The sequence below is a fragment of the Streptomyces sp. NPDC003284 genome (assembly GCF_053589675.1).
In genome coordinates, this window is sequence record NZ_JBSFSI010000005.1 from 232,423 (window position 1) to 256,507 (window position 24,085).

Sequence of the window (24,085 nt, forward strand, 5' to 3'; positions counted from 1 at the left end):
AGAAGTGGTCGCCGTGCGCCCCGGCAGCCCACTCGCCGGCTCCATCACCGTCGACGGCTCCAAGAACGCGGCCCTGCCCCTGCTGGCCGCCGCCGCAGCCCTGCACCGCCCGGTGCGTTTGAGCAACGTCCCGTCGAACACGGACGTCGAGACCATGCTCACTCTGCTCCAACAGGCCGGCTGGCACACGGCCCGTCCGGTCAGCGATCCGCACATCATCGTGATCCTGCCGAGCGACAAGCCCCAGCCAGGCCCCGATCCCGAGGTCGCCGCCCGCATCCGGGCCTCGTACTACCTCGTACCGGCCCTGCTCGGCGCGTCCGGTCGAGCCCGGCTGCCCTGGCCGGGAGGCTGCCGGATCGGGGAACGCGGGATGGAGCAGCACTTCAACGTCTACGAGCGCTTCGGTGACCGCACAACGGTCGATGGACGCGGCTACCTCGTGGAAGCAGCCACTGGTGGGACCGGAACCGTGTCCGTGGTGCTGCCATTCCGCTCTCGTGGGGCGAGCGTCGCTGCCCTCCTGCGCGCGGTCGTAGCAGACCGGCCCCTGCGCCTTGGCCATCCCAATCTCTCGCCTGAAGTGATCAGCGTCGTAGAGGCGTTGCACATAGCGGGCTGGGAGTGCCGGGTCAGTGAGTCGGTCCTGACGCTGTCACCACCCACTTCCGTCCCGACGGAGACCGTCTGGTCGGTGCCCGGCGACAAGGTCGAAGCCGGGACCCTGGCCTGTGCGGTCGCGGCGACCGGCGGGGAGGCACGCATCTGTGGCGTGCGCGGCGACGACGTCGCTCCCCTTGTCTCCGCCTTGAACTGGCTCGGAGTGCCTGCCGACGTCGAGCGCGATGCTCTCATCATTCGGGCCCACGACGCCGAACCGACCGGGCGATCGCTGCGCGCCATCGCCTTCCTCTCCCTCGACGGATTGGATGCCGACTTCGAACCATCGCTGATGGCTCTGGCCCTCGGACTGCCCGGCACTCACCTGTTCGCCGACACCATCAATCCCGGCCGTCACGGCAACCTGCTCCCCCAACTCGCCCGCCTCGGTGCCGAGATCCACGAGCTCTCGCCCACCGAATGCCGCCTCACCGGACCGCAGCAGCTGACCGGCGCCGGCGTGGAGGCCACCGACATCCGCACGGGCGCGGCCCTGCTCATCGCCGGCCTCACAGCCAGCGGCGTCACCACCCTCGGCGGCCTCGAACAGCTCCGGCGCGGCCACGCCGACCTGCCCACCAAACTGCACGCCCTGGGCGCCGACATCTGCGAGGTCACGCCATGACCCGGCAGCTTCAGCGGATCACCGCCACGACCGATGTCCACTCCTCCTTCGCCCAGGCCACATCGATGCTCGCCTACCTCCACGCCGCCAGGGCCGAGAGCCTGATCGTGGACTGCGGCGACTTCTTCGAAGGCACCGGCTTCTACCGCTTCGGCCAAGGGCAGATCGAGCGCGAGGTCCTCACCAGCCTGTACGACCTGCTCGCCCCCGGAAACCACGGCTGGCCGCACTACTTCGAACCGCAGCTGCACGAAATGACCGTGTGCGCGAACGCAGCCGACGGCAGCGGCAGACCGCTCTTCGACCGCGTGCGCATCGAGGACATCGGTGGCCGACGAGTTGCCGTCACCGCGGTGATCGGCCTGCAAGCCTTCAACGCGATCCCTGCCAACCAGCGCACGGGCCACCACGTCACCGACCCGGCCCGGGCCCTACGCGAGGTGATGCTGGAGCACCACCACCGTGCCGACGCCTGGATGGTGCTGTCCCACTCGGGCTTCGAAGAGGACCTGAAGCTGGCCGCTGCCTGCCCGTTCGCGGACATCATCTTCGCCGGGCACTGCCACAGCGACACCTACGGCCCCGTGCCCGTCGGTGACACCCTCGTCGTCAAGGGCCACGAACTCGGCGTCGGGTACGCCACCGCCGAGCCGGTCGGGGCTGGCTGGGCCGTCCGCGTAGGCACCTTCCCCGACACGTCGCTGATCCCCGAGGACCTCGCCGTACTGCAGGAGAAGATCGCTCTCGTCGGCAGTACCCTGGGGAGCCAGCTCGGCATCGTGAACGGGCTGCATCTCAATACCCTGTTGGACCGGCGCCTCCTCTTGGACGAGATCGCCACCCGTCTGCACACCGGCCTCGGAGCGGACGCGGTCATCCTCAATGAGACCGCTCTGCGCCCCGTACCGCTCGGCGATGTCCTCACCCTCGGCGACCTGCTCGCCATCGAGCCCTTCGGCAACCAGCTCGTCCACGTCCTCCTCTCCGACAATGAGTCCGAGGACCACTCCAAGCTGCTCGCTCATCTCGTCGAACGCATCGGACCCTTGGCAGTCGCGCCCACGCCCCTTCCGCCCACAGCGCGCATCGTGCTGACCACCGACTACATCGCCGACACCTATCTCGGCGGCCGCACTCATCAAGCCGGACTGTGTCTGGGCCAGGCGGTGCGCAGCGTCCTGGCGGCCCCGTTCGCTGACTCTGCCGACACTCTTCAAGGGGGCGCTCAATGATCCTCACCGGGCCCGAGATCAACACGGCCGTCGCCGACGGACGCCTTCGCATCACCCCGTTCGACCCGAAGCAGACCAACCCCAACAGCTACAACGTCCGCCTGGGCGCCACCCTGCTGACGTACGCCACCAAGGTCATCGACGCCCACCGCGCCAATCCCACGCACACGATCCGAATCGACACGGACGGATGCGTCCTCCAGCCCGGCGAGCTATACCTCGGCCACACCGTCGAGGAGGTCGGCTCGGACCTCTTCGTCCCACTGCTCTTCGGCCGCTCCTCGGTCGGACGGCTGGGGTTATTCGTCGAGATCACCGCCCCTATCGGTGACATCGGCTTCCACGGCCAGTGGACTTTGATGCTTTCCCCCATCCGCCCTCTGCGGGTGTACGCGGGCATGAAGATCGGGCAGATCATGTTCTTCGTCTCCACCGGGGACATCGACCTGTACCGAGGCAAGTACCAGGGCGCCGCCGGCCCCCAGCCATCCCGCTACTGGCGGGATGCGGCACACGTGCAGGCAGGCGCCTCGTGATCCTCACCGGCTCCGCCATTGCCGCCGCCATCAGCGCAGGCGAGATCACCATCGCGCCCTACGACCCGGCACGCCTGTCCCCCAATGCCTACGACTGGCGGCTGGGCGACACGATCCGCATCTGCGACGGAGACCTGGACGCCGCCGCCCCCACCACCTTCACCGAACTTGCCATCCCCGCCTCCGGATTGGTCTTGCAGCCCGGCGTGCTCTACCTCGGCGTCACGCTGGAGAGAACCGGCTCGGAAACGTATGCCCAACTTCTCAACGGCAACCGCACCATCGGCGCCCTCGGCATCTGGGTCCACGTCTCCGCCCCACTCGGCCACCAGGGCCACGCGATCCGCTGGACCTTGGAGATCCGCGCCGCTAAGCCCGCCCGGGTCTATCCGGGAATGACCTTCGGCAAGCTCGTCTTCCTCACCACCCTCGGCACCCCGGCCAGCTACCAGCAACAGCGCGCCAAGTACGCCGCCACGCACGGCATCGACATCTCCCGCCTGTACGAAGAGATCCCCCAAGGAGCGCTGTGAGCCCCCTCGTCCGCCCGGCCGCGGGACCGCTGGCCGCCACCTTCCTCGACCTCCCAGCCGGAAGCCCCGGCGGCAGCGTCGAACTCTTCCTCGACCTGTACACCGGCGACAAGCCCCTCATCCCTGCACGGGCCTTCATGCTGGCCCCCACCCGCCCCAAACCCCACCTCCCCGCCGGGCTCGACCTGCTGACGGTCGCCGGCAAGTGTCTGGAGGGCGCCGCCTTCAGCCGCTACGTCGCAGCCCTGCGCCGGGCGCTGGTGACCGCGATCGATCCAGCCCAGATCGGGGTAGTGCACCTGCAGCACCTCACCTTCGGCGCCACGCCCGCCCTACTCCGGGCACTGCCGGCCCACCCCAGAATCGCCTTGGTCCACGGCACCGACCTGATCTTCGCCGAGGCCCACCGCGACCAGCTCCAAGTCCTGCGCGAGACGGTAAGGGCCGCCGACGCGATCGTCGTCCCCACCGGCGCGATGGCCGACCGCCTTCTCAAGCTCACCCCGCAGATCGACCGCCGCAAGATCGTCCGCATTCCATGGGGCATCCCCGACCATCTGCTCACCGATCCGCCGACGCGGCCCGCCCGCACCTCCACCAGCCACCTACGACTGCTCTACGCAGGCAGGCTGACCGCCGAGAAAGGCGCAGAGCACCTGATCACGGGCCTGGCGCCCATTCCAGGAGTCGAGCTGAGCATCGCCGCCCCCAGAGCCCAGTTCCACGCCTTGGCCCCGCTCCTCCAGCGGATCGGAGTGCGGGCCCGGTACCTCGGCTGGCTCCGCCGTCCACAGCTGTGGAAAGCCTTCGCCGAGCACGACGTCCTGGTCATGCCGTCCACCACCCTGGAAGCCATGGGCCTGGTCGCGCTGGAGGCCCAAGCATGCGGTCTGCCTGTCCTGTACCAACCCGTGGCTGGCCTCAACGAAGTCGTCGCCGCGTCCGGAGTGGCCACCGACTTCACCCATTCCGCCGCACTCGCCCGCGACCTCGGCCGCCTACGGACCGCCCCCGGCCTGCTGCCCGCCCTGCGACAGGCGGGCTACACGAATGCCGCCCGCTACCCCCTCACCACTACCGTCCAGGCCCTGGCCGACCTTGGCTGCCAGCTCACCTGAGACACACGCCGACCAGCCCCCGCGGCCGACGTCCGACACGCCATTGCCCCACTGGTGCCGCCCGCGTCACTACGCTGATCCGGCGGGTTGGCCACGGCGAACAGGGAGACCATGACGTACAGCACCGACCGCATCGAAGCCCTCCTGAACGAAGGCGTCCGCGACAAGGTCTACCCCGGCGCCGTATGGGCAGTCGGTGACGCCACCGGCACCCGCGCCCACGGCGCCACCGGGGTCCTAGACCCCAACGAGCCGAACGTGCCGATGCAGCCCGACACCGTCTTCGACGCCGCCAGCCTCACCAAGATCCTCGCCGTGTGGTCAACCGTCGGAGCCCTGTGGGAGGAAGGCAAGCTCGACCTCGACACCCCGCTCGGTGGCTTCTGGTCCGAGGTCGACGGCCACCCACTCGGCGCCGTGACCGCCCGCCACCTGCTGACCCACACGGCCGGCGCACCGCTCCGCGCCCAGCTCAAGAACCTCTACGGCACCGACCCCCAGGACATCCGCGACGGAGTCCTCCACGAGGCCCTGTACCGTCCGCCCGGCGAAGCCGTCGAGTACACCGACCGAGCCGCCCTCATCCTCGGATACCTCGCCGAATACCTCTCCGGACGACGCCTCGACCAGCTCGCCACGGAACGGACCTGGCAGCCGCTGGGCATGCACTCCACCCGCTTCGGGCCCCTGCCCGCCGAGATCACCACGCGGTGCGCACCGACCGAACTCGACCAGGACACCGGCACCCACCTCAAGGGCGTCGCCCACGACTTCTCCGCCCGCCTCCTGGGCGGAGTGTGCGGGATCGCCGGTGCCTTCACCGTCCTCGACGACCTCGCCGTCTTCCTGCGCTACATGCTGGACACCTCAACCAGCGACGGACGAGCCGGATTCGGCCCCGACTGGACCGGGCAGTCACTGACGGTCCAGACCGGCACCCTGGAACCTGTACGCGGCCTGTTCTGGCACCCCGCCCCTGGCACGCACCCCGCTGAGAACATCTGGGTCCACTACGGCTTCACCGGCACCGGCATGTGGATCTCACCCCACCAGGGGCGCTGGGCCGTACTCCTGACCAACAAGCTCTACTACACCCGCGACCGCCAGCCCCTGACCGACGTCCGCAACACCTTCCGTGCGCTTGCGTTCGCCTGAAGCAACCAGTGGCAGTCCTGCCGACATGATGAAGGCTTCAGCCCCCGAGAGAGGCCACGGTTCGGCCAGAAGTTGCCTACGTGGTGGGCCTCTGCGCTGCGGCTCGGGCCCTCTTCGCATTTGCCGCTGCCTTCGGGCGAGGTGGGCGCGTCGTGAGACTTCGCCTCCGAAAGATCGCCAGCCGTAGAGAGAGGCCAGTAGCTCGGCCACGCCAGTTGCCGCCGCAGATGCCGCAGCCATGACGCGAGCCATGAGGGCAGGCGGACGCGCAACCAATCGGCCGCGGCTCCGCGCTGCCGTGACAGTGCGCTGCTCGGACCAGAGTTCAAAGACCTGCGCGAGACGGGCGCAGAAGGTTGCCACGGCGGCCAAGCTGCCGTAGGCGAAAACCAACCCGCCGATGACGCGTTCAGCGACGCCTGGGGGCGATGCACCATCGGACAGGGGCCAGCCCATGGCCTCGTGCCCAACGGCAAGGCTCGTCACTGCGCGCGTACGCGTACCGCTCGTTCGTGCCACGGATCCTGGCCACCCAGCCGGTCGTCGCGTCGCAGCTCACCCGCTACGTCATGATGGACACCCCGGGGAACACGGCGGCAGGGTCAATGGTGCCGAGATCCACGGGAGTGTCGAGCGCGGCCGTTGAGGCAGCCTTCTGCTCCGAGGCCGCGTGGCGCACGCAGACCCGGGTGCGGGCCGATGCCGTACCAGACCATGAGCGGTGCCCGACACGGACCACCCTTCGCGGTCGTGCACTTGTTCACACGCTCCCCTGGCTTCTCTCGTCCCAGCTGCTCGTGCACGGCGGCGCAGACTGGACCGACCAGCAGCGCGCAGGATGGCGGCAGGGTGACCGGCCTGCGCGGCGAAGGGGTCGCCCGGACAGGCGGACCTCGTACCCACGGCATGGTGCCCGTGGTCCTCGCATCGCCCGTGGCAAAGTGATCGGCCGTGGATTCGAAGATATGGGCCGCCGTGATCGGCGGTGCCGCGACGCTCGTCGTCTACATCGCCGGGCTCGTGACCAGCCACCTCAAGGACAGGGCGACGCGCCGATCTATGGCTACCAGCAACGCCCGTGCCGCAGTGCAGGATTTGCTCAGAGCAGCTCTCGACACGAAGGCGGCGTTGGCCGTCTGGGAGGCCCGTTGGCGGGACAAGTCGTCGATCACGGTCACGTTGGGGCGGTCGGTCGCTCAGCTCCTTGCTGGGTACAGGGACGATCGCATCTTCCACGGGGCGGCCGACGGGCTCGGCTCGGCAATGGCGTGGCGGCGAGCATCCGACGCCGCGGAAGAGGCGCTCGTAACCGGCCCCCTGTCGCGGATGGCGGCCGCCGCAGCGCAGGTTGCCATGCTCGACGATGCCGAGCTGCGCGAAGCGTCCACCGCGGTCACCGACGCGCTGGGCAAGCTGGTCGCCGCCTACGGGGAGGGGCCGAAGTCCCGCGGCCGCGCCGAAGCGGATCGAGCGGTCGACGAGGCCGTGGGACAGCTCAGCGCCGCCGCGCGGGCCTTCAAAGGCCGTCCGGCTCGCCGCCCGCTGACCAAGTAGGGCAACTACCGCTCGACGCCACCCTTGTCACGGCCCACAACCCACAGGCTCGAGCGGGTGTCGAGGTCGATGGCCTTCTCCCACTCGGCCATCGGCACGGGCCGCTCGAGGACGAACCACTCCTCGGGCTTTCCGTTCCACTGGTTCGGCAGGCCGCCCGCGGCCGCGCTGCTCGACGCCGCCAGCGACCACAATTCTTCGGGCTCGAGGTGGTGCTGCGCCCACTCCTGCCACGGGTGCGCCTCAGCGTCCGGTACTCGCACCAGGATGCGAATCCGCCGGTCCCGTAGCGCCCACGGAAGCGATTCCGGGTCGCCGTCCCGAGACAGGTGGACCGTCAGCGGACTCGCCCCGCGCTGCCAGCTGGCCCGTATCGCCCCCGCGGCGAGGATCTCCGGCCAGTGCTCGGCGTCGGTGAAGTGGTGGAGAAGCACTGCCGCACCATACGGGACGTCACCGCCTCTCAGCGTTTGTACGAGGCGCACGTCTGAGGGTTGCGCATGCCGAGCTGGAACATCTACGCCTCTACGACGTCCCAAAGCTTCCGCACCGGCACCCCGACGCCTCGTCGGCATCGGAGCACCGGGCGGTCAACTCGCCGATGACACCGGCCGGAACGGGGCAGGCTGACGGCTCTCCCAGTACGCCTTGCCTTCTTCACGCCACTCCTCGGCCGTCAACGTGTGCAAGGACTTCGCCGACGACACGTACGGCTGCGGCCGTCTCCCTGAGCTGATCGACGGCCTCGCCGAACTCCAGGTGCGCTCCTCGATCCCCGCCCTTCCCCACAGGCTTCAACTGCCAGAACTGAGGCGAAGAACACCGTTGGCCGTTTTGCAGAATTCCCATCACCCTGCTGCGCTATGGTCGGCACGGTCGATCAGTTCCGGCGTGCGAAACGACCCAAAGGGGGAACCGTCCCATGTACACGGCAATACCGAAGCCGACCGCGAGCTGGGCAAGGGTGTCATGTCGGCGGAGGCACCCAGAGCCGACCAGCGCACGCTGGTGCGGCGGGAACTTGCAGCGGCGGTCACCCTCACGGGTGATGATGAGCAGGGTGACCCACTCGACCAGGGCATGCGGCAGGTCGAGCGCGGCAGGATAGGGAACTAACAGGGCTCCTGCGCCGATGAGTTGAGACCGCGAACACCTCCCTCAACGGCACAGGAGCTATCTGTCTGTGCGGACGCCAGCGTCATCACCCGATCAGTGGCCATGTTGAAAAGGCTGACTCTTCCCACATGCATGCCGATTAAACGAAGGCAACTCGACATCTAGTTTCTCTGCCACAACGTTCCTCCATCGCCGCTTGAATTCTTCAGCCCACGTCGGCTCGACATCCGATGCGTAGGAAATGAGGCCCGAGACGTGAAGAATTAGACCATCGACGGAACTAAATTTCACATGCTTTGCGTGATCGGCAAATCCGAAGGTCTCTACGCCTCGCACGTGAAGAGAAATGCGTTGGCGCATTTTCTTTGTAAGTCGAATCCTATCGCCGTCAACGAGTAGCCCGAGAACCACCTTCCGTGCACCCGGAGTTACTATGCGCGTTTTCTGGTCATGTACGACAAATCCGTGTTGCCGAATAGCCTCTGATGCCTGATTAATGAGCGCAAGAGCGGCGCTCCTCGCAAAGGGGCCACCTGAGGAAAAGGTCATGTCGTCGGCGTACCGCGTATAAACGAGGCCGTGCGAATCGGCTATCGCGCTCAAGCGCTTGTCCAGGGGCACAGCTACCTGGTTTGCGAGCGCTCCACTAGTGGGCGCACCTTGAGGAAGGAACCCGAGGAGCGGCTTACGGTAAACCTGGATAGAGGAGTATTCTTTCGTCCTTACGAGAATCCTGTCAGGATGCGGCCGTGGATCATGGTCGGCATACCTAGTACACACTCTTGCAAGTTCGAGTGCTGGCAAGGGTTCATATCCGACACGCCGGAATACCTTATACACCGGCATCTCGTTTATGGACTCAAAAAAATCCCTGATGTCCAGCTTGACGAGCCATTTTGCGCCGATGTGACGACTGGCGCACTGCTTAACAGATCGTCCAGGAGAATAGGCATAACTGGATGAGTGGGTCGGGATCCTTTCCGCTATGCGTCTCAAAATCCATTGCTGCACCTGCAACAAAGATGGCTCAGGGGAAGAGACTGTGCGCATTTTTCGACCATTACGTCGAGTGATGACAATGTCAGTGTACGGGTCTCTTTCGCGCGTAACAATCTGGCGAAGGTACCCGTAACTTGCCCCTGTTGAATGCGCCAAGTGATTTAGCGTCAGGACGGCGGCGAGCCCGTTTTGCTCTACTTTTTCGGCTGCTGCGATAGCGTTATCGATGACGCTCGCGGCCACATTGCTCTTGATGCCCCGAGATCGATAGAGGTGAGGGGAGCCAGTGATCATCTACCTTTGAGCCTCCGCGACGCCAGTCGTGTCGTGAACCGCGCCCAAGACATCGCCGGAGCAGCGCGGTTCACGGCAGGAGGCGAAGCGCAGGTTTGGTCCAGGCTTGCGGGTATCCCGCCGCCTGCATAAGCCCCGGGTCCAACCCGGCGGTGTCGACACCAACGGCGTCGACAGACGCTAGACGTCACGGACCCCCCTCAGGGACTCAGGATAGTAGGGCAGGTCGCTGCCCTTCAAGCGACTTGACCTCCCAGGCTCCAGAGGTTCTGGTTGCGCTTCCTTGAGCCCACTCCTGCCAGCGTCCGTGAGGCGTCCGGCCATATCAAGCAGTCCCATCCGAATGCACAGTGCTTTCAGTTCGGCGGCCCGGGACTCGGTCATGCCGAGATAGCGTGCCAACCGTACTTCAGCACGAATACCTTGTTCGGCGGCCTGCAACATTTCGATCACAACCAGTGCAGCATCACCCGACGCGGCCGCAGCCAGCTCACCGCGACTCGCCAGTTGTCGCAAGTCCAATTCCCTCTGCGCCGAACTCTGTTCGAGAACGTAGTCACTCCATGTTTCCTGCATATTTGGACTCATTCGCCGATCCGCGAACAGGGGTACCCAATCCTTCACCCCCTTGGCCCTATTCTGCCAGAGAATACAAGGTGTATTGTTCGGAACGGTGTGCTGCATGACAAAGAGAGCCTCGGATTCCTTAAATCCGAGCGTCATATTGGACATCTTAGAGTACTTTCGACAGATGTCTCGGATGCCAGCAGCCTCCGCCGGCGTCCATTTTGCTGAGGCGAAGTCCGCCGCCATGGTGGAATAGCGAACTGATTCAATCTTTGGGTTGCGCTTCAGTTTTTTCAGTGCTCGCGAAGATATAGCGTATGAAGCCACATGAAATCGAATGAAGCCGTACGAGTGCCAACTGCGTATGGTCTTGTTGCGCATCCAATGGTCAACATACCCTTGCATCCTGTCGCCGGTTCCGCAATAGTCCTCCACGAGCAAGATGCTCCGGGTTCGGACATTTCTCATATCGTCAATTGATTCCGGATAACTCAAACGAGTTCTGTCCGGGTAAGCTCCTAGCGATTCACGGATTACATTGCCCACTAGCCCCTCACTCCCGGCAAGCGGCTGGAACGGTTGATCGAGAGGGGGAAATATGGCCTCCTCGGGTCCAATGCTCTCTTCATCTGAATTCGAGGGCGTCGGTGAACCGAGCTCCCTCACAGGAACGATCGCAATCGGAGTTGTGAGGCCGTCTACAACGTCTTTCAAAAGACTGGCAAGTTTCGCGCGCAACGTACTGTCAAAGCAGATTTGCAAGCTATCTAGCAGGAGTTTTGCTAGAGCTTTTTCTTCGGGGAGAAAATTTCCGAGCCAGGTCGACCCCTGGGTCGTATCGCTTGGACGGTCCATATGGACAGTTTAGAGAATCGGAACGCTCCGTCATCCCCTAATCTCCAACGTGTTTGGCACGCCCTCCCCCGAGCATGACGGGCGGGCGCCCGCCGACGGCCCTATGGCACCTGCCGCATTCCGAGCCGCGGTCGGAGTGCCAGCTGGTGATCGCCCGCAGTGCAACGCTGACGACGGCGGTTTCGCGTCGGGCCTATGGCGTATCCAGGTGCCCGACCGGCGAACGCGTCGTGGCCGGACGCGATGTAGAGCTTGCCCTTACCGGTGCCGATCTCGGTTATATCGCCTCCGGTGCGACGGCGTCGAAACCCCGTCGCGCCAGGACAGGAGGGGCTTTCCGGTTGCCCTGCCGCGCCAGCAACCTGCGTCGGCAGGGCGGTTCGCCGACATCAGGACGTCACGGGCCGCTGCGCCTCAGCTCAACCAGCCAGCAATGGCGTGGACGAGTGCTTCACCGCCTTGCTCGACCACTGTTCCCGCCACCAGAGCGGGCAGGGCCTGGACGACTCCCCGGAGCGCGCCGGCCCGGGCCTGGGGGTCGGGAGCAGACAAGGACGCATCGACGGTGTTGGTCATCGCCCTCAGCGCCGCCGCGTGGTCCAGGGCTCCCTCGTTACGGTCGATTTCAGCCCGAAAGGATGTGAGGAGCCCCCGTACGGCCTCAATGTCGACGGCTCCCTGGACGGACGCGTGCTGGTGCACATGGGAGATGTTCTGACCCGCGACGTTCTGGATGGGGGCATTGTTGTTGCCGCCCACGTGGATGCCCGAGCCGCGCCCCGGCAGTTCCTCCTCGCGACGGCCACGTCCCACGGTCATCGTTTCCCTCCTGAAGATCCGTTGCTCTGGCCCACGCCGTGGATGTCGCTGCCCGCGACGTTCTGAATGGGAGCGTTGTTGTCGCCGTACACCTGGATGTTGGTGATGACCGCGGCCACCTGACGCTCGTACGGCGCCGTGTCGACGCCCAGTTCGTCGAGGTACTCGGAGACGGTGCGGAAGATGCAGGTCTGCATCAGTACGACGTGCCGTTTGGCGTCGTCGCTCTGGTGCATGTCGGTGACCTCCTCGGTGGAGTACCGGTCGCGCAGGCTGACCGGGTCCTTCTCCTCCGCCCGACCGTCTTCGCCCTGCTCTTCGCTGGCGAGCCGGGACACGGACCTCCAGAGCGCGAGCGGCCCCGACATAGCGTCCAGCAGTGCCTGTACAGCGATCCAGCCGAGCAGGCGAACTCCGCGCTTGGCAACCGGAGCGGCGGTCACGCGTAATTCGTTGTACAGGGGCGTCATCACGTGCGGTCGTACTGTCAGGCGCACTTCTCCCGCCTCCAGCGCGGCGTGCACGAAGACACTCACCACGACCTGCCCGTCCCAGCTGACGCACTGGGCACGCAGGTACAGCCGATCAGGGACGCTCGACGGCGACCGGCGACCCCGGCCGCGCAGGTCCGGCAGTTCCAGCTTCGATGCGCGGGTGCGCTGCAGCCACAAGGCAGCGGGAAGCCCCTGCACCTTCGTTGCGGTCAGGCCGGGCAGCGGCTCGGTGATCTCACGCGCTCCACGTCCGAGATCTCTCAGGGCCGTGCCCATCCGCCGTAGCAGTTCCTCCTCCCCGAACTGTTTGACCGACACCTCAGGGTCTTTGGGTACGAGCGGAATGCCGATGTCCGCGGCGCCCCAGACATCGCGTCCGGCGCCGACAAATCGCTCCGGATCGTCGTACGGCAGCTCCAGCCACGTCTGCTCGCGGCCGAGCCTCGCCATCCGGCGCCCACCTCTCGGAGCCACCCAAGGCAACCGGTCCGAGGACACTCCCTCACGGGTGATTCCTCTCAGGGCGGCCCGAGCCACGAACCGGTCACCGGCATACACCAGCGCCGCCGCCACCAGCAGAGCGAATGGCAGGACGACCAGGCCGACCCGCAGGTCCACCACTTCAGCGCCGGTCGGCTCATAAGGCACAACCGCGAGCACCCACGGCACGCACAGCACGAGATACGCCGACCGGGGAGAGACCGCCAGCCGTGACTTCTTCGCCTTTCTCTGCGCCCGCAATGCAGCCCACCGCATCAACAAGGCCACGAGGACTGCAACGACCCACACCACGCCGGCTCGTGGTGTCAGGTATGCCAGGGCCGCAGCCACCAGCAGCACGCCAAGCCTTCTCACCCACCAGCGCCTTCGTGCGCGCAGGCTGTGCGCCACGACCGGCACCAGGTCGAATCCGTATGAAGGGACAGCCAGCGGCGGCCCATGCAGAACGTGATCCATCACCCAGCGCGCCATCGGCTCGCCCAGGGGAGGGCAGTTGTCACTCCCCTCCAGATAGATCCGCCGACGCGTACTGCGCCGCGGCTTGTCGGCCTTGCCACCCTTGCCGCGTACCTTGCGCCACCATGCTTTGACAGCCCCGATGCGGTCAGGACGGGTGTACACGGCCTGGCACAGCAACCCAGTCACTTCCGAAGAAGTCGGGTCCCCTGCATCGGACCGTCTGTCCCCGACCGTCGGAGGACCGGTCTGGACCGGCACTTCGGGCCCGTCGGACAGCTCTTCTCCGGCCCGCTCCCAGTCACGCGATCCCCACCCGAACCCCATTAACCGCCCCCCGGTTCTCAGTACGGCGGGCATCCTCACTGCACGGCGGGCAAAGCGCTAGAGCACAAACACGACAATGTACCCAACCAGAGGGAAGCCTGGGCTCTTTGGCCGAATCTCACCGCTACGGGGAAGCCGAAGAGGCTACGCCTGCGACCCACTGGACAATGCGCCGCCTGACGAAAGGTCCCAGGGCACATCCTCGGCACATGAGCCCGGGAAACGGCGTTGACCTGTGAGAACTACCGAGAGGAGTCTTCCCAGGTCAACGCACATTTCCCCGCGAAACCCCAGGTCAGCGCCCTACCATCACCAACCGCTGCACTAGTGACAGGGCGTCCGGTACCTGGCAATACGGGACGGGCCACGGCGTGTCTCGGCGCGGTCAGGCAGCGGTCACGGCCAGCGGCGGTCCGCGCTGCGCAGTGTGGCAGCGGGCCAGGGCAGTTGGTCCGGGGCGGAGCCGGGAACTGGTCGCCGTCCGTGTACGCCGCCCTACAGGTCAGCGTCGGGCTCCCCGACGTATCGGGCTTGATGTCGCTGTCGTACGACAGCTCCCCGGTCGGCACCTGTAGCGCGTCCGGCGCGGGCTCGGCCGCCAGGTGTACTGTGAAGTCGTCCGCGGACCAGGCCAGTGCGACGGCGTTGCCGTCGTCGACTTCGGGTGGCGTCTCCTCGGCCACCTGCCCCGACTTGACCTGCTACATGGTGGCGAGGTCCATGCGGGCGCTCGCCGTCAGCCGGAAGCGGACGTGTGCGCCGCCCGCGTTGGTGACCTCAAAGACCTCTTCGAGCCAGCCATCGGTCGTGCTGCGGCGGCGGTCCAGGGCGACGGCCAGGCCGGGTGTCACCTCCCCAAGCCCGCGCCAGATGGCCCGGAAGCCAGCGCGGTCCGCGCCTCGCAGCCCGCTGTGAACCGAGGCCAGGGCGATGCCCTCGGCCGTGACGGTCAGTCGGGACAGCGCCCTGCGGTCGCCGTGGTAGAAGCCGTCCGCGCTGCCGCTGAGCTGCCGTCTCCCTCGAGATCACCAGGCTGGGCGCGTAGCCGCTGGAAGAGGTTGGCCAGCAGTGCGTACGACTGCTGCTGGCGCGGATCGCCGCTCCCGACGCGGCGCCGGAGCGCCTGCTGCTGGAGCCGTCGCTGGTCGTGCGCGACAGCGTCTGCGCACCTGGCGACGACGCGCCGGAGACCGACATAGTCAAGTAGCCGCAGCCTCAGTCCAGCCGTCACCACGGCAGCCGAGCCGAGCAGGGACCAGCGGACTCTCCCTCTCCCGGCCATGGTCAACCTTATGGCCGCCCCGGCCACGTCACCTGTGCGACGCTGATGGCCGCCACAGGCTGCTCGTCGGGTTTCGACAGCGGCAAGAAGACTGAGCAGGACTCCAGCTCCAAGCCGAGATCGTCTACCTGGAAATCCGCGCATGGAAGGAGAACCAGTGAGGACCGCCTACGGGTGCTGGGGCTCTGCAGGGGGCGAGCGGCTCTGTGAGTGCTGTTACATCAGCAGGGGAACGATCAGCGCGTGCGCGACAAATGTCCCGGTGAAGGTGGCTGCTGCGTATGCAAGGCGCTTGGTCTTGCTCGGGGTGGGAGCCGGGGGTGCCCCTGCCGGGACGGTGGTTTGCCCAGTGACCTCGTACGCGACGTATCCGAAGAAGAGCGCGAGGACCGCCGTGATGACCGTGATGGCGATGCGGGAGGGGCTGGAGTGGCCGTCTCGGAGGTCCAGGGTTTGGCCGGCAAGGCATACGTCGGTGATCACGGCTAAGGCAGCGCCTCCGGATGCTCCCCAGGCGCTAGGACGGGGGACGCCATCGTTGGTGGCGAAGCGGAAAGCAACGTGTGCGCAGACCAGGGTGGCCGGCGCGGTGCACCCTAGAAGCACGGCGACAGCGATGGACACAGAATCCCCCTTGAGGCGGGGTGCCTTGCGGGCACGACGAGGGGACGGGACTGGATGTGAATCCCCCGTTCTCACTGTCCCAGATTTACTGAGACAATGGAAACAATGCACTGAGGGGTGGTGACGAAGCATGACCGGCACTCGTCGGGTCGGACGACGGATGGCTGATCTGCCCTACGATCTGCCGCCTGCCCGTCGCGCCTTCGCCGCCGAAGTGCGACGCCTGCACGCACGGTCCGGCCTAAGCCTGCGTGAGCTCGCCGAGGCTGCCCATTGGAGCCCTTCGTCGTTGTCCCGTGTATTCAATGGCGTGCGCCTGATCAAAAGTTCGGACCTGCCCTTCCTCGCCCAGGCCCTCCGTCTGAGCGAGGAGGAGACCAGAGGGCTAGAGCTTCGTGCTCAACGGGCGCAGGCTGAGGCTCTCGGAGAGGGGGGACCGCACTCCGACCGGAGTGCCCTTTTCGACCATCTGCTGACCTTGCAGGAGGAGTCCGGCCTGAGCTTGCGCGAGATCTCACAGCGCCTCGAGCTGGACGCCACCCCCTTGTCAAAGTCCAGTATCGAGCGGGCGCTTCGGCACCCGGACCGCGCGCTGCCGCATGCCCTGCAGGTGGCGAAGGTGCTCATCGACTCGCTGCCAGAGACAGAACGCAAGGCGGCGGCCGAGGGCGTGCTCAACGCCGCCCTCGCAGCCTCCCGAGCCGACGCGGCCGACTCCGTCACACCCCGGACAGCCACGCATGAGGCCGTGGTCGTGGAGTTGCTCCAGGCCGTGATCCGTCGGTCCCTATCGCTCAGCGCACAGGCCCCGGACGCGCCCCTGCCCGAGGCCACGCTCAGTACCCTCTCGCAGTCGATGGCCGCCCTGACAGCGTCCCTCACCGTCCCGGAACTGCCGCCCCATGGCCGGGCCATTGCGGCAAGCACCGGCCGCAGCACTCTGAAGCCGATCAGCGAATGGAACCCGTTCGATCTGGAAGTCCACCCGGCCGTCGAGCCGTCGGGTCACCGCACCGGGCAAGTGCTGCCGGCCTACGTTGTGCGCGAGCCCGATCGGCTCCTGCTCAACGAGGTTGCGGCAGCTGGCGCGGGCAGTAGCCGGATGGTGGTTTTGGTGGGGACTTCCTCGTCAGGCAAGACGCGGGCGTGCTGGGAAGCGGTCAAGTCGCTTGCATCGGGGGGCTGGAAGCTGTGGCATCCGTTCGACCCCACCCGTGCCGAGGAAGCGCTGGAGAGTATGAGGGATGTAGCCCCGCGCACGGTGGTCTGGCTCAATGAGAGCCAGCACTATCTCGGCCACCCGCGCCATGGTGAGCGAATCGCGGCTGCGCTGCGGGATCTGCTCGCACGGCCTGACCGAGGCCCCGTCCTGGTCATGGGCACGTTGTGGCCCGAGTATGCGAGCCGGTTCACCGACCCGCCTGCTGCCGGCGTGCCCGACCCGCATGCCCAGGTCCGGGCACTGCTTGCCGGACGGCTCATCCATATCCCGGACGGCTTCGACGACAGGGCGCTCGAGTCGGCGAACGGCCTGGCACAGCAGGGCGATGCGCGCCTCGCCGAAGCGCTCGCCTACAGCGTCGACGGTCGCGTCACTCAATTCCTTGCGGGCGCGCCCGCACTTGTGACCCGCTATCACGCCGCTACACCAGCGGCCCGGGCCGTCCTGCATGCCGCGATGGATGCCCGCCGATGCGGCGCGGGAGCCGCTCTGCCCGCCGCGTTCCTTGCCGACGCCGCAGTGGACTACCTCTCCGACGCCGAGTTCGACACGCTCCCCAACGACTGGACCACCGGCGCGTTCGAAGAAGTCACCAGGGCCGTCCATGGACACATGGCCCCAATGACCAAGGTACGCACGCCTGCCGGCCCCAGGGTCGAGGAACAAGTGGGGACAGCCGCCCAGGAACGCGCACCTGATGGGGCGTTCCAGGTGGCTGAGTACCTCGTACAGGTCGGCAAAATGACACGGAGATCCCTCTTCCCGCCCGCTTCCTTCTGGCACGCCGCGTACGACTACCTGGCTCCCCCCGACCTGTTCGCCCTGTCCGAGGCTGCTTTCAGGGGGGCCCGGCTGGAGTGGGCCAATGGTCTCCTGCGTCGCGCCGTCGACTTGGGTGGTGACGTGGGAGCCACCTCTGACCTCTACCGGCGGGCGGTAGTCACGGAACAGTCAGGCGATCTTCAGGGTGCCGAGGCGCTGTATGAGCAGGCCGTTGACGCTGGCGACCCACTCGCCTTGTTCCGCATGGCTCAGAAGTATGAGCACGCAGGAGACAGCAAAAGCCTAGAACGCCTCGCCCGTAAAGCTGCAGACCTGGAAGGGTTCCTCCCCCTCACTGACGCGCAGAGGCTGGAACAGGAAGGTGATCGCGAAGGCGCCAAGGCGCTGTACGGGCAAGCCGCCGACGCGGGAGATCCCTCCGCCCTGTTCCTCCTCGCGCAGATGCACGAGGAGGCAGGAGACAGCGACGGCGCCGAGCGAGTTGCCCGGAAGGCCGCTGATGCCGGCCACGCCTGGCTTTTCGATTTCCCCGCCCGATGGCCTCACGGACTGGACCCGGACGGCGGGATCACCATCCCCCGCCGGTTCTCCGACGAGCAGGACTAAGACGGTCGGTTTCCCACGGCCGCACGAATGGCCTCGCGGATCCGAAGATCCACGGTTCTGTCCTGCGCCAAGCCGGAGAAGTGCCGCGCAGAGCGCGGGTGATCACGCAGCACTGCGGCTACGAGTTGCGCTGCCTGGCCCGACAAAGAGCGAAGCCAGGGTGCGATTCGGTCCTGGGCGCTCCACTGGTCCCACGCAGCGTCCCAGGTGCACATCGTGCGGGCGGACTCGTCGAGAAGGTCCCAGTCGTCCTTGGCTGCAGCGAAGTTCGCAATGGTGTGAAGCCAAACAGCGGCGCGGGCAGCCTCGGCGAACTGGACACGCCCTGTTCCTCGGCCAACGGCATGGTCGGCCAGAGCCTTGAAGATGCGTTCGCTCCCCTGGGGGTTACGGGACAGCCAGGGGCCCGCCTCTTCGGCAGGGAGCCCCGTCAGGGTGCGGACGTACAGCTCGTAGTTTTCAGGGTGGTCTGCGATCAGTTCGAGCAGGGAAGCCACGGCTGCCGGATCACCGGCACGCGTCCGCTCCCATAGCCGCTTCGCTTGTTCGGTCGGAGGTTCCGCTGGTTCAGTGAGCTCGCGGTTGATCAGGTCGCGGAGGTCCTGGATGCTCTGCGACCGCTGTTCGGGGTCGGGATGGGCAGCAATGCGAGTGACGTTCCTCCACGGGCCTGGGTCAGGCAGGAGCGGCACATTCATCTGCGGATACTTGCCTGTCAGTGCCCACGCAATGACGCGCCCGATGCCGTAGATGTCGGCGGCCGGCGTAGCTTCGTGTGCGTCGATGAAGAGTTCAGGCGCCGCGAAACCCTCCGTTCCGATCTCGAAACGAGTCCGCCCGGCCTTGGTGGTCTGGCCTCTCGGCCGGCGGACGATTCCCCAGTCCCCAAGGGTCCATCGGCTGTCCAGCAGCAGGATGTTGGAGGGTTTGACATCGCGGTGTAGCCAGTCGTGTGCGTGAGCGAGTTCTAGTACGTCCATCAGCGCCTCGACCAGGGCGCGCAGCTGTGCAGGGTCCTTGAGGTCGTCGCGTCGGTCCTCAGCGGTCGCCTGTGCCATCGGCATGACGAGCCAGCCGTCTTCCGGGTCGGAGTCGAGGATGGGCATGTAGTGGGGGTGTCGGCCCAGCAGTTGAGAGATCTCGATCTCTCGTCGCATCCGTGCGGCTGGCGTGTCCCGTTGCGAACTGCGGCGCTTGAAGGCGACCTCGGCCTCGGTCGGCTTGTGAACGGCCCGGAAGACCTGGGCCTGTCCGCCCTCCTCCATGGGGAGTCGATCAAGGCGGTAGTCCTTCCGGTCACCGCGGGCTTGAGCGCGCACCAGGTCGTACGGGTTCACAGCACCGTCCTTGGCCGCAGATGCGCGGTGGGGTGCCAGCGGGGAAGGGCCTGGAATCATGGGGCGGGCCTGTACTGGAATGCGGCGCCCGCCGTAGATGGTGTAGCCGCTGATGGAGTCGACGGGTACGAGTGCATAACCGTCTCGGGCTAGCAAGGTGTTGAAGAGCTCCATCAGCTGTCGCAGCTCTTCTGTGTCAGTGCGCACGACAGGGTGGAGCATTTCGGCGAGGAAACGCAGGAGGACGGCGTCCGGGCCGCGACTCAATCCGAACCGATCATCGGTGAAGACCCAGTCGTCTTCCCAGTCATAGTTGTTGACGCGGTGCTGGTAGATGTCGCCCTCGGCGGTTGTGAAGCGAGAGTCGTAGCTTGCGAACGCATCCAGGTCGAAGATGCGCCTGAGGAAGTCTGACTCTTCCAGCCTGCCGGACCAGTCGACGTTCTGAAGTCGAAGGGTGTCGAAGAGCCGCATGCGGGTGACTTCGGTGATGCGGGCCTGTTTACCCTCGCCGGTGCGCACGTCGTCCGGCCGGAGGAGTGCCGGCGACTGCCCCGCCTCCAATGCCTGCCGCCAGTTCACGTCTGGGTCGCGGAGTGCCGGCTTGACCAGAATCCGGTCGACATCTGGACGGCCGTTTTGACCGGCTACTTCGGCGATCGTCGGCAATAGGTGGTCCAGGACCTCGTCGTCGAAGCTGGGGATATCCACGGCGTCGATGTAGAAGACGGCGGCCCAGTAGTAGTCGTGCCAGTTGGTGGACGTCCTGTACCCGTCCTCTGTCTGCTCGAAATCCAGCTTCTCAACCGCGCGGAGCAACTCCGTCGCGCCGACATCCGAACGAGCAGAGAAGATCGCTGCGGCCTGCGCCAAGACCCGCTCCCCGAGCTGCTCCTGTCCACGATCCATGGTCTGTTGCCCCCTCACGCACACAGTCGGACACGGCCTGCGTCTACGGCAGCAGTGCCTGGCAGCACCAGCGCGGCGGGCCAGCGTCCTCCCCCTCCGACAGGACCTCCACTCAACGCGGAAGGACAGCTAGCTTAGTGACCTTCCCGAGGCAGGACTGCGAGAGTTCGTCTCCAACCCATGTGCTCGTGCGAGGACACCCGCGGACACGTAGCACAACACGGGAGTTGACCATGTGCTTCAAAAGCCTGCCGTGCGTGCGGATCCGGCGTTCCTCGCAGAACGGGGAGCAGTTGCTCGACCCGTCCCAGTGGTGGGCCGGCACCCGGGCTTGGGTGGTGTTCATCACGGGCGGCAGCTACACGGCGTTCTCTGTCATCACCTGCTGCATTCCACCGAGGCCGGTAGCTGGGCGTTGCGCGACAAGCCCAGGGAGAGCGGCCTGAACGACGTCATCTGGGCGGCCATCTGCCTGATCCAGGCCATTCGCGCACCTCGCTGTCTTGGGAGACATCGTCCCCCGGCGTCGCCCATGCCGCAGCGCCGACAACTAACCCCAGCGGCGCCCCGCTTCAGGACGTCCGGCATCCGCAGGGGGCGCCCTACAGCCCCTGACGAGTGTCCTCTGGGCAGAACGCATTCATCAGGCCGGGAAACCCCGCGAACGAGCGAGAACTTCGGAGGGGTATTTTCCCAGACCGGACGCCATGCAGTGCACGTTCCCGCAGGTCACAGCCCCACCCAGGGAAGACCCCTAAGTGGGTGTCGCAGGTTCGAATCCTGCCGGGGGCACAAGGCATTACGTCGCTGACCTGGGATTTGTCCCCCGGGGAGGCGCTCTGTTCGGCCTCGGACCCTTCATCCGGGCCGTTCGCATAGCGGACCGTTGGACATGCAGCAGGGCGAACGGCGCCTCGGTATCACGGCCTTGACCTGAGATCGATCTGCCAGGAATCTGACGCCATGTCTTCTTCATGGGTGGCCATCGACTTCGAGACCGCGAACGAACACAGGGGAAGCCCCTGTGCAGTCGGCATGACAAAGGTCATTGAAGGCCGCATAGTCGACAATTGGGACACACTGATCCAGCCGCCCTCCAGCCTGGCGAACTTCAACCCGTTCAATGTGGCTGTTCACGGGATCACATCCGCCGACGTGGCGACCGCCCCGGGCTGGGCAGAAGTCCTCGCCGACGTCATAGCGTTCGCTGACGGACTCCCGCTGGTGGCCCACAACGCCGGCTTCGACATGAGTGTTATACGTGCCGCCTGCGACGCCGAGAGCTTGACGTGGCCGGAACTGCGTTACACCTGTTCGCAGGTCGTAGCCCGACGCACCTGGACGCTGCTCTCCTACAGCCTCCCTTACTGTGCGGACGCCGCCGGGATCGCCTTCGCCGACCACCATGACGCAGGCGCGGACGCCGCTGCGGCGGCTGAGGTCATGCTCGCTGCCCTGCGAGCGGCCGAGACGGAATCGCTCGACCGCCTGCTCGATGCCCACCAGATCCGGTGGGGGTGGATGACGCCGACGCGTGAGTGGCTGGGCAGCCACTACCGCGGCCACAGTAGAAGCTCGCGCACCCCTCTGCCCGGAGCCAATCCCGACGCCGACCCGGAAGGTGCACTGTACGGGGCGGTGGTCTGCCTGACTGGGAAGCTGACCTCCATGACCAGGGACGAGGCATTTGTCAAGATCGCCGAGGTCGGTGGGCAGCCGATTGAGAATGTCACCAAGAAGACCACCATCCTCGTCTCCGCCTCCCAGACCCAGCTCAAGCCGGGCGACACGCTGAGCGGCAAGACCAAGAAGGCCCAGGCGCTGTTGGAGGCCGGTCAGAACATCGAAGTCCTGGACGAGGACGAATTCCTGCGACGTCTCTATAACTGACACTGCCCCTCGGCAATGGATCGCACGGGAGTCCCGTTACACGTCGAAGGACTGTCCGCCAGAACGGATTCAGCACACATGAGGCCGGGAAACCCCGCGAACACGTGAGAACTACGGAGGGGGCGTGCCCAGACCAGACGCCCCACAGTCGGCGTTTCCGCAGGTCAAGGACCCGCCCAGGGAAAACTCCTAAAGCGGGTGTCGCAGGTTCGAATCCTGCCGGGGGCACAGTGTCTGAACAGCGCGTCCACCTCTCTCGGGTGGGCGCGCTGTTCGTCGGGGCCGTGGCATCGGCCATCGGCACGGCGAAGACCAACCTCAAGCCCGGACGGCCTTCTTCCCGTCCGTCTCGACGCGGACCCGGTTCACGCAACGCGGGCGGCCGATCCCGCGTCTGGCAGGGAGAACAGCCAAGAACCACCCCCCTGAACGGAGCGCTCGGTGCTCATAGGACTCCTGACCGCCGTTGCGGCCTCGATCTGTTACGGCACGGGCTCCGTCCTCCAGGCCGTCGGCTCCCGCAAGTCGGCCCGCCGCGAGGCGGCCGCCGCCGGGCATACCGCCGGACAGGTCACCGCGCATGGCGGCCCCAGTCTCTCCTCCACTGCCCAGGCCGCGATGACCTGGGAATTCATCGTCGGCACGGTCCTGGACTTCGTCGGCTTCGGACTCGGCGCGCTCGCCGCCCGTCTGCTGCCGCTGTTCCTCTCCCAGACGGTCATCAGCGCCAACCTCGTCATCACGGCCGTCCTGAGCGTCAAGCTGCTCGGCATCCGGCTGACCCGGGCGGAGTGGACCTCGATCGCAGTCGTCTGCTCGGCGCTGGTGCTGCTCGCGAGCGCGGCGGGCTCTGAGGGCAGCGGGCACACGCCGATCAGCACCCACTGGTGGCTCCTCGCGATCTCACTGCTGCTGATGGCGGGCGGCACGGTCCTGGTCCGGCTGCTCGGCGCCCGGGCCGCGATCCTGGCCGGTCTGCTCTCCGGTCTCGGCTTCGGCGCGCTGGGCGTGGGCGTGCGAGTGCTGAACGGGATCGATCCGTTCGCCCTGGCCACGCTGCTCACCGACCCGGCCCTGTACGCCATTCTGGTCGCCGGAATCGGCGGCATGTACCTGCACACCGTCGCGCTGCAGATCGGCTCGGTGAACGGGGCGACGGCGGCGCTGGTGGTCGGCGAGACCGTGCTGCCCGGCATGATCGGCGTCTGGTGGCTGGGGGACGCGTCACGCCCCGGCTTCGCCTGGCTGGCGGTGACCGGCTTCGTCCTGGCGGTCTCGGGCGCGGTCGCGGTGGCCTGGTTCGGCGCGGCGGAGAACGCCGGGAAGGACGTCCCGGCCCCGGCCGACACCCCCGCCCAGAACCCGGCGCTTGCCCAGGACCGAGCCTCTTAGCGTCGGGGACCGGCGCGGTGACTGCCGCTCCCTGTCCGGTGCCCGCCGCTTCGGACCATCGGACCATACGTGCGGTTCTCCCGCATACGGCCTTCCGACATCGTTCACCGGTCGGCATGGCTGTCGCCCTGCGCACGGCGTCGTCACGTTGTTGGGCATGTGCTCGCCCGAGAGAGCGTCAAGCCCCCTCCCTCCCGGT

At 66.5% G+C, this 24,085-nt stretch carries 19 protein-coding genes and 1 pseudogene; 11 read left to right on the forward strand and 9 right to left on the reverse strand.

The annotated features are described in order from the left end of the window. The first annotated feature begins 4 nt into the window (after positions 1 to 4). The 7 genes from ACWDYF_RS13435 (at position 5) to ACWDYF_RS13465 (ending at position 7,413) form a co-directional block, all read left to right on the forward strand. On the forward strand, positions 5 to 1,285 hold the full coding sequence (locus ACWDYF_RS13435; RefSeq protein ID WP_389463306.1) for a UDP-N-acetylglucosamine 1-carboxyvinyltransferase: 1,281 nt from the start codon (positions 5 to 7) through the stop codon (positions 1,283 to 1,285). Then, positions 1,282 to 2,517, forward strand: coding sequence for a metallophosphoesterase (locus tag ACWDYF_RS13440; protein WP_389462989.1), 1,236 nt, complete (start codon positions 1,282 to 1,284; stop codon positions 2,515 to 2,517). The genes ACWDYF_RS13435 and ACWDYF_RS13440 overlap by 4 nt, the downstream gene beginning before the upstream one ends. Continuing rightward, complete coding sequence (gene dcd, locus ACWDYF_RS13445; protein WP_389462990.1) at positions 2,514 to 3,053, forward strand: dCTP deaminase; 540 nt, start codon at positions 2,514 to 2,516, stop codon at positions 3,051 to 3,053. Before ACWDYF_RS13440 ends, dcd begins: the two co-directional genes overlap by 4 nt. Further along, positions 3,050 to 3,586, forward strand: coding sequence for a dCTP deaminase (locus ACWDYF_RS13450; protein ID WP_389462991.1), 537 nt, complete (start codon positions 3,050 to 3,052; stop codon positions 3,584 to 3,586). Before dcd ends, ACWDYF_RS13450 begins: the two co-directional genes overlap by 4 nt. After that, positions 3,583 to 4,704, forward strand: a complete 1,122-nt coding sequence (locus ACWDYF_RS13455; RefSeq protein ID WP_389462992.1) for a glycosyltransferase family 4 protein — start codon at positions 3,583 to 3,585, stop codon at positions 4,702 to 4,704. The genes ACWDYF_RS13450 and ACWDYF_RS13455 overlap by 4 nt, the downstream gene beginning before the upstream one ends. 111 nt (positions 4,705 to 4,815) lie before the next feature. After that, positions 4,816 to 5,859, forward strand: coding sequence for a serine hydrolase domain-containing protein (locus tag ACWDYF_RS13460; protein ID WP_389462993.1), 1,044 nt, complete (start codon positions 4,816 to 4,818; stop codon positions 5,857 to 5,859). Positions 5,860 to 6,810: 951 nt separating this feature from the next. Further along, the gene (locus ACWDYF_RS13465; RefSeq protein ID WP_389462994.1) at positions 6,811 to 7,413 is read left to right on the forward strand and encodes a hypothetical protein; all 603 of its coding nucleotides are present in this window, start codon (positions 6,811 to 6,813) and stop codon (positions 7,411 to 7,413) included. 5 nt (positions 7,414 to 7,418) lie between these two features. Here ACWDYF_RS13465 and ACWDYF_RS13470 read toward each other — a convergent pair whose 3' ends face one another. From ACWDYF_RS13470 to ACWDYF_RS13500, 7 genes and pseudogenes are all read right to left on the reverse strand, one after another. Beyond that, entirely contained in the window at positions 7,419 to 7,847 is a 429-nt protein-coding gene (locus ACWDYF_RS13470; protein ID WP_389462995.1) for a hypothetical protein, read from the reverse strand. A gap of 493 nt (positions 7,848 to 8,340) precedes the next feature. Next, positions 8,341 to 8,532 (reverse strand): annotated as a pseudogene (locus ACWDYF_RS13475) (IS5/IS1182 family transposase); the annotation flags it as partial. A 90-nt stretch (positions 8,533 to 8,622) separates the two neighbouring features. Next, entirely contained in the window at positions 8,623 to 9,822 is a 1,200-nt protein-coding gene (locus ACWDYF_RS13480) for a reverse transcriptase family protein (RefSeq protein WP_389462996.1), read from the reverse strand. Between the two features lie 180 nt (positions 9,823 to 10,002). Then, a complete protein-coding gene (locus ACWDYF_RS13485) occupies positions 10,003 to 11,244 on the reverse strand; it encodes a phosphoribosyltransferase-like protein (RefSeq protein WP_389462998.1) in 1,242 nt (413 codons plus the stop codon). 414 nt (positions 11,245 to 11,658) lie between these two features. Continuing rightward, a complete protein-coding gene (locus ACWDYF_RS13490; RefSeq protein ID WP_389462999.1) occupies positions 11,659 to 12,063 on the reverse strand; it encodes a hypothetical protein in 405 nt (134 codons plus the stop codon). Continuing rightward, positions 12,060 to 13,679, reverse strand: coding sequence for a hypothetical protein (locus ACWDYF_RS13495; RefSeq protein WP_389463001.1), 1,620 nt, complete (start codon positions 13,677 to 13,679; stop codon positions 12,060 to 12,062). Before ACWDYF_RS13495 ends, ACWDYF_RS13490 begins: the two co-directional genes overlap by 4 nt. Positions 13,680 to 14,542: 863 nt before the next feature. Beyond that, positions 14,543 to 14,803 (reverse strand): glycogen debranching N-terminal domain-containing protein, encoded by a 261-nt coding sequence (locus tag ACWDYF_RS13500; protein WP_389463309.1) that lies wholly within the window; start codon positions 14,801 to 14,803, stop codon positions 14,543 to 14,545. 86 nt (positions 14,804 to 14,889) lie between these two features. On the opposite strand from ACWDYF_RS13500, the gene ACWDYF_RS13505 reads away from it, so the two are divergent. Next, complete coding sequence (locus tag ACWDYF_RS13505) at positions 14,890 to 15,048, forward strand: hypothetical protein (protein WP_389463312.1); 159 nt, start codon at positions 14,890 to 14,892, stop codon at positions 15,046 to 15,048. A 291-nt stretch (positions 15,049 to 15,339) separates the two neighbouring features. Here ACWDYF_RS13505 and ACWDYF_RS13510 read toward each other — a convergent pair whose 3' ends face one another. After that, positions 15,340 to 15,606 carry a hypothetical protein gene (locus ACWDYF_RS13510; RefSeq protein WP_389463003.1) on the reverse strand — a complete coding sequence of 89 codons (267 nt, stop codon included), beginning with the start codon at positions 15,604 to 15,606 and terminating at the stop codon, positions 15,340 to 15,342. 271 nt (positions 15,607 to 15,877) lie between these two features. Between ACWDYF_RS13510 and ACWDYF_RS13515 the strand changes: the two genes are divergently transcribed. Further along, positions 15,878 to 18,358 (forward strand): helix-turn-helix domain-containing protein, encoded by a 2,481-nt coding sequence (locus ACWDYF_RS13515; protein ID WP_389463005.1) that lies wholly within the window; start codon positions 15,878 to 15,880, stop codon positions 18,356 to 18,358. Here the strand turns inward: ACWDYF_RS13515 and ACWDYF_RS13520 are convergent. Next, a complete protein-coding gene (locus tag ACWDYF_RS13520; RefSeq protein ID WP_389463007.1) occupies positions 18,355 to 20,604 on the reverse strand; it encodes an AbiJ-related protein in 2,250 nt (749 codons plus the stop codon). The genes ACWDYF_RS13515 and ACWDYF_RS13520 overlap by 4 nt on opposite strands. A 978-nt stretch (positions 20,605 to 21,582) precedes the next feature. On the opposite strand from ACWDYF_RS13520, the gene ACWDYF_RS13525 reads away from it, so the two are divergent. Continuing rightward, positions 21,583 to 22,494: an exonuclease domain-containing protein gene (locus ACWDYF_RS13525; RefSeq protein ID WP_389463009.1), complete on the forward strand. Its 912-nt coding sequence runs from the start codon at positions 21,583 to 21,585 to the stop codon at positions 22,492 to 22,494. Positions 22,495 to 22,935: 441 nt separating this feature from the next. Then, positions 22,936 to 23,886, forward strand: a complete 951-nt coding sequence (locus tag ACWDYF_RS13530) for a hypothetical protein (protein ID WP_389463011.1) — start codon at positions 22,936 to 22,938, stop codon at positions 23,884 to 23,886. Positions 23,887 to 24,085: the final 199 nt, after the last annotated feature.

Coding starts and splice junctions, on each gene's coding strand:
- ACWDYF_RS13440 (WP_389462989.1), top strand. CDS start 1,282: ATGACCCGGCAGCTTCAGCGGATCACCGCCACGACCGATGTCCACTCC.
- dcd (WP_389462990.1), top strand. CDS start 2,514: ATGATCCTCACCGGGCCCGAGATCAACACGGCCGTCGCCGACGGACGC.
- ACWDYF_RS13460 (WP_389462993.1), top strand. CDS start 4,816: ATGACGTACAGCACCGACCGCATCGAAGCCCTCCTGAACGAAGGCGTC.
- ACWDYF_RS13480 (WP_389462996.1), bottom strand. CDS start 9,822: ATGATCACTGGCTCCCCTCACCTCTATCGATCTCGGGGCATCAAGAGC.
- ACWDYF_RS13485 (WP_389462998.1), bottom strand. CDS start 11,244: ATGGACCGTCCAAGCGATACGACCCAGGGGTCGACCTGGCTCGGAAAT.
- ACWDYF_RS13490 (WP_389462999.1), bottom strand. CDS start 12,063: ATGACCGTGGGACGTGGCCGTCGCGAGGAGGAACTGCCGGGGCGCGGC.
- ACWDYF_RS13515 (WP_389463005.1), top strand. CDS start 15,878: ATGACCGGCACTCGTCGGGTCGGACGACGGATGGCTGATCTGCCCTAC.
- ACWDYF_RS13520 (WP_389463007.1), bottom strand. CDS start 20,604: ATGGATCGTGGACAGGAGCAGCTCGGGGAGCGGGTCTTGGCGCAGGCC.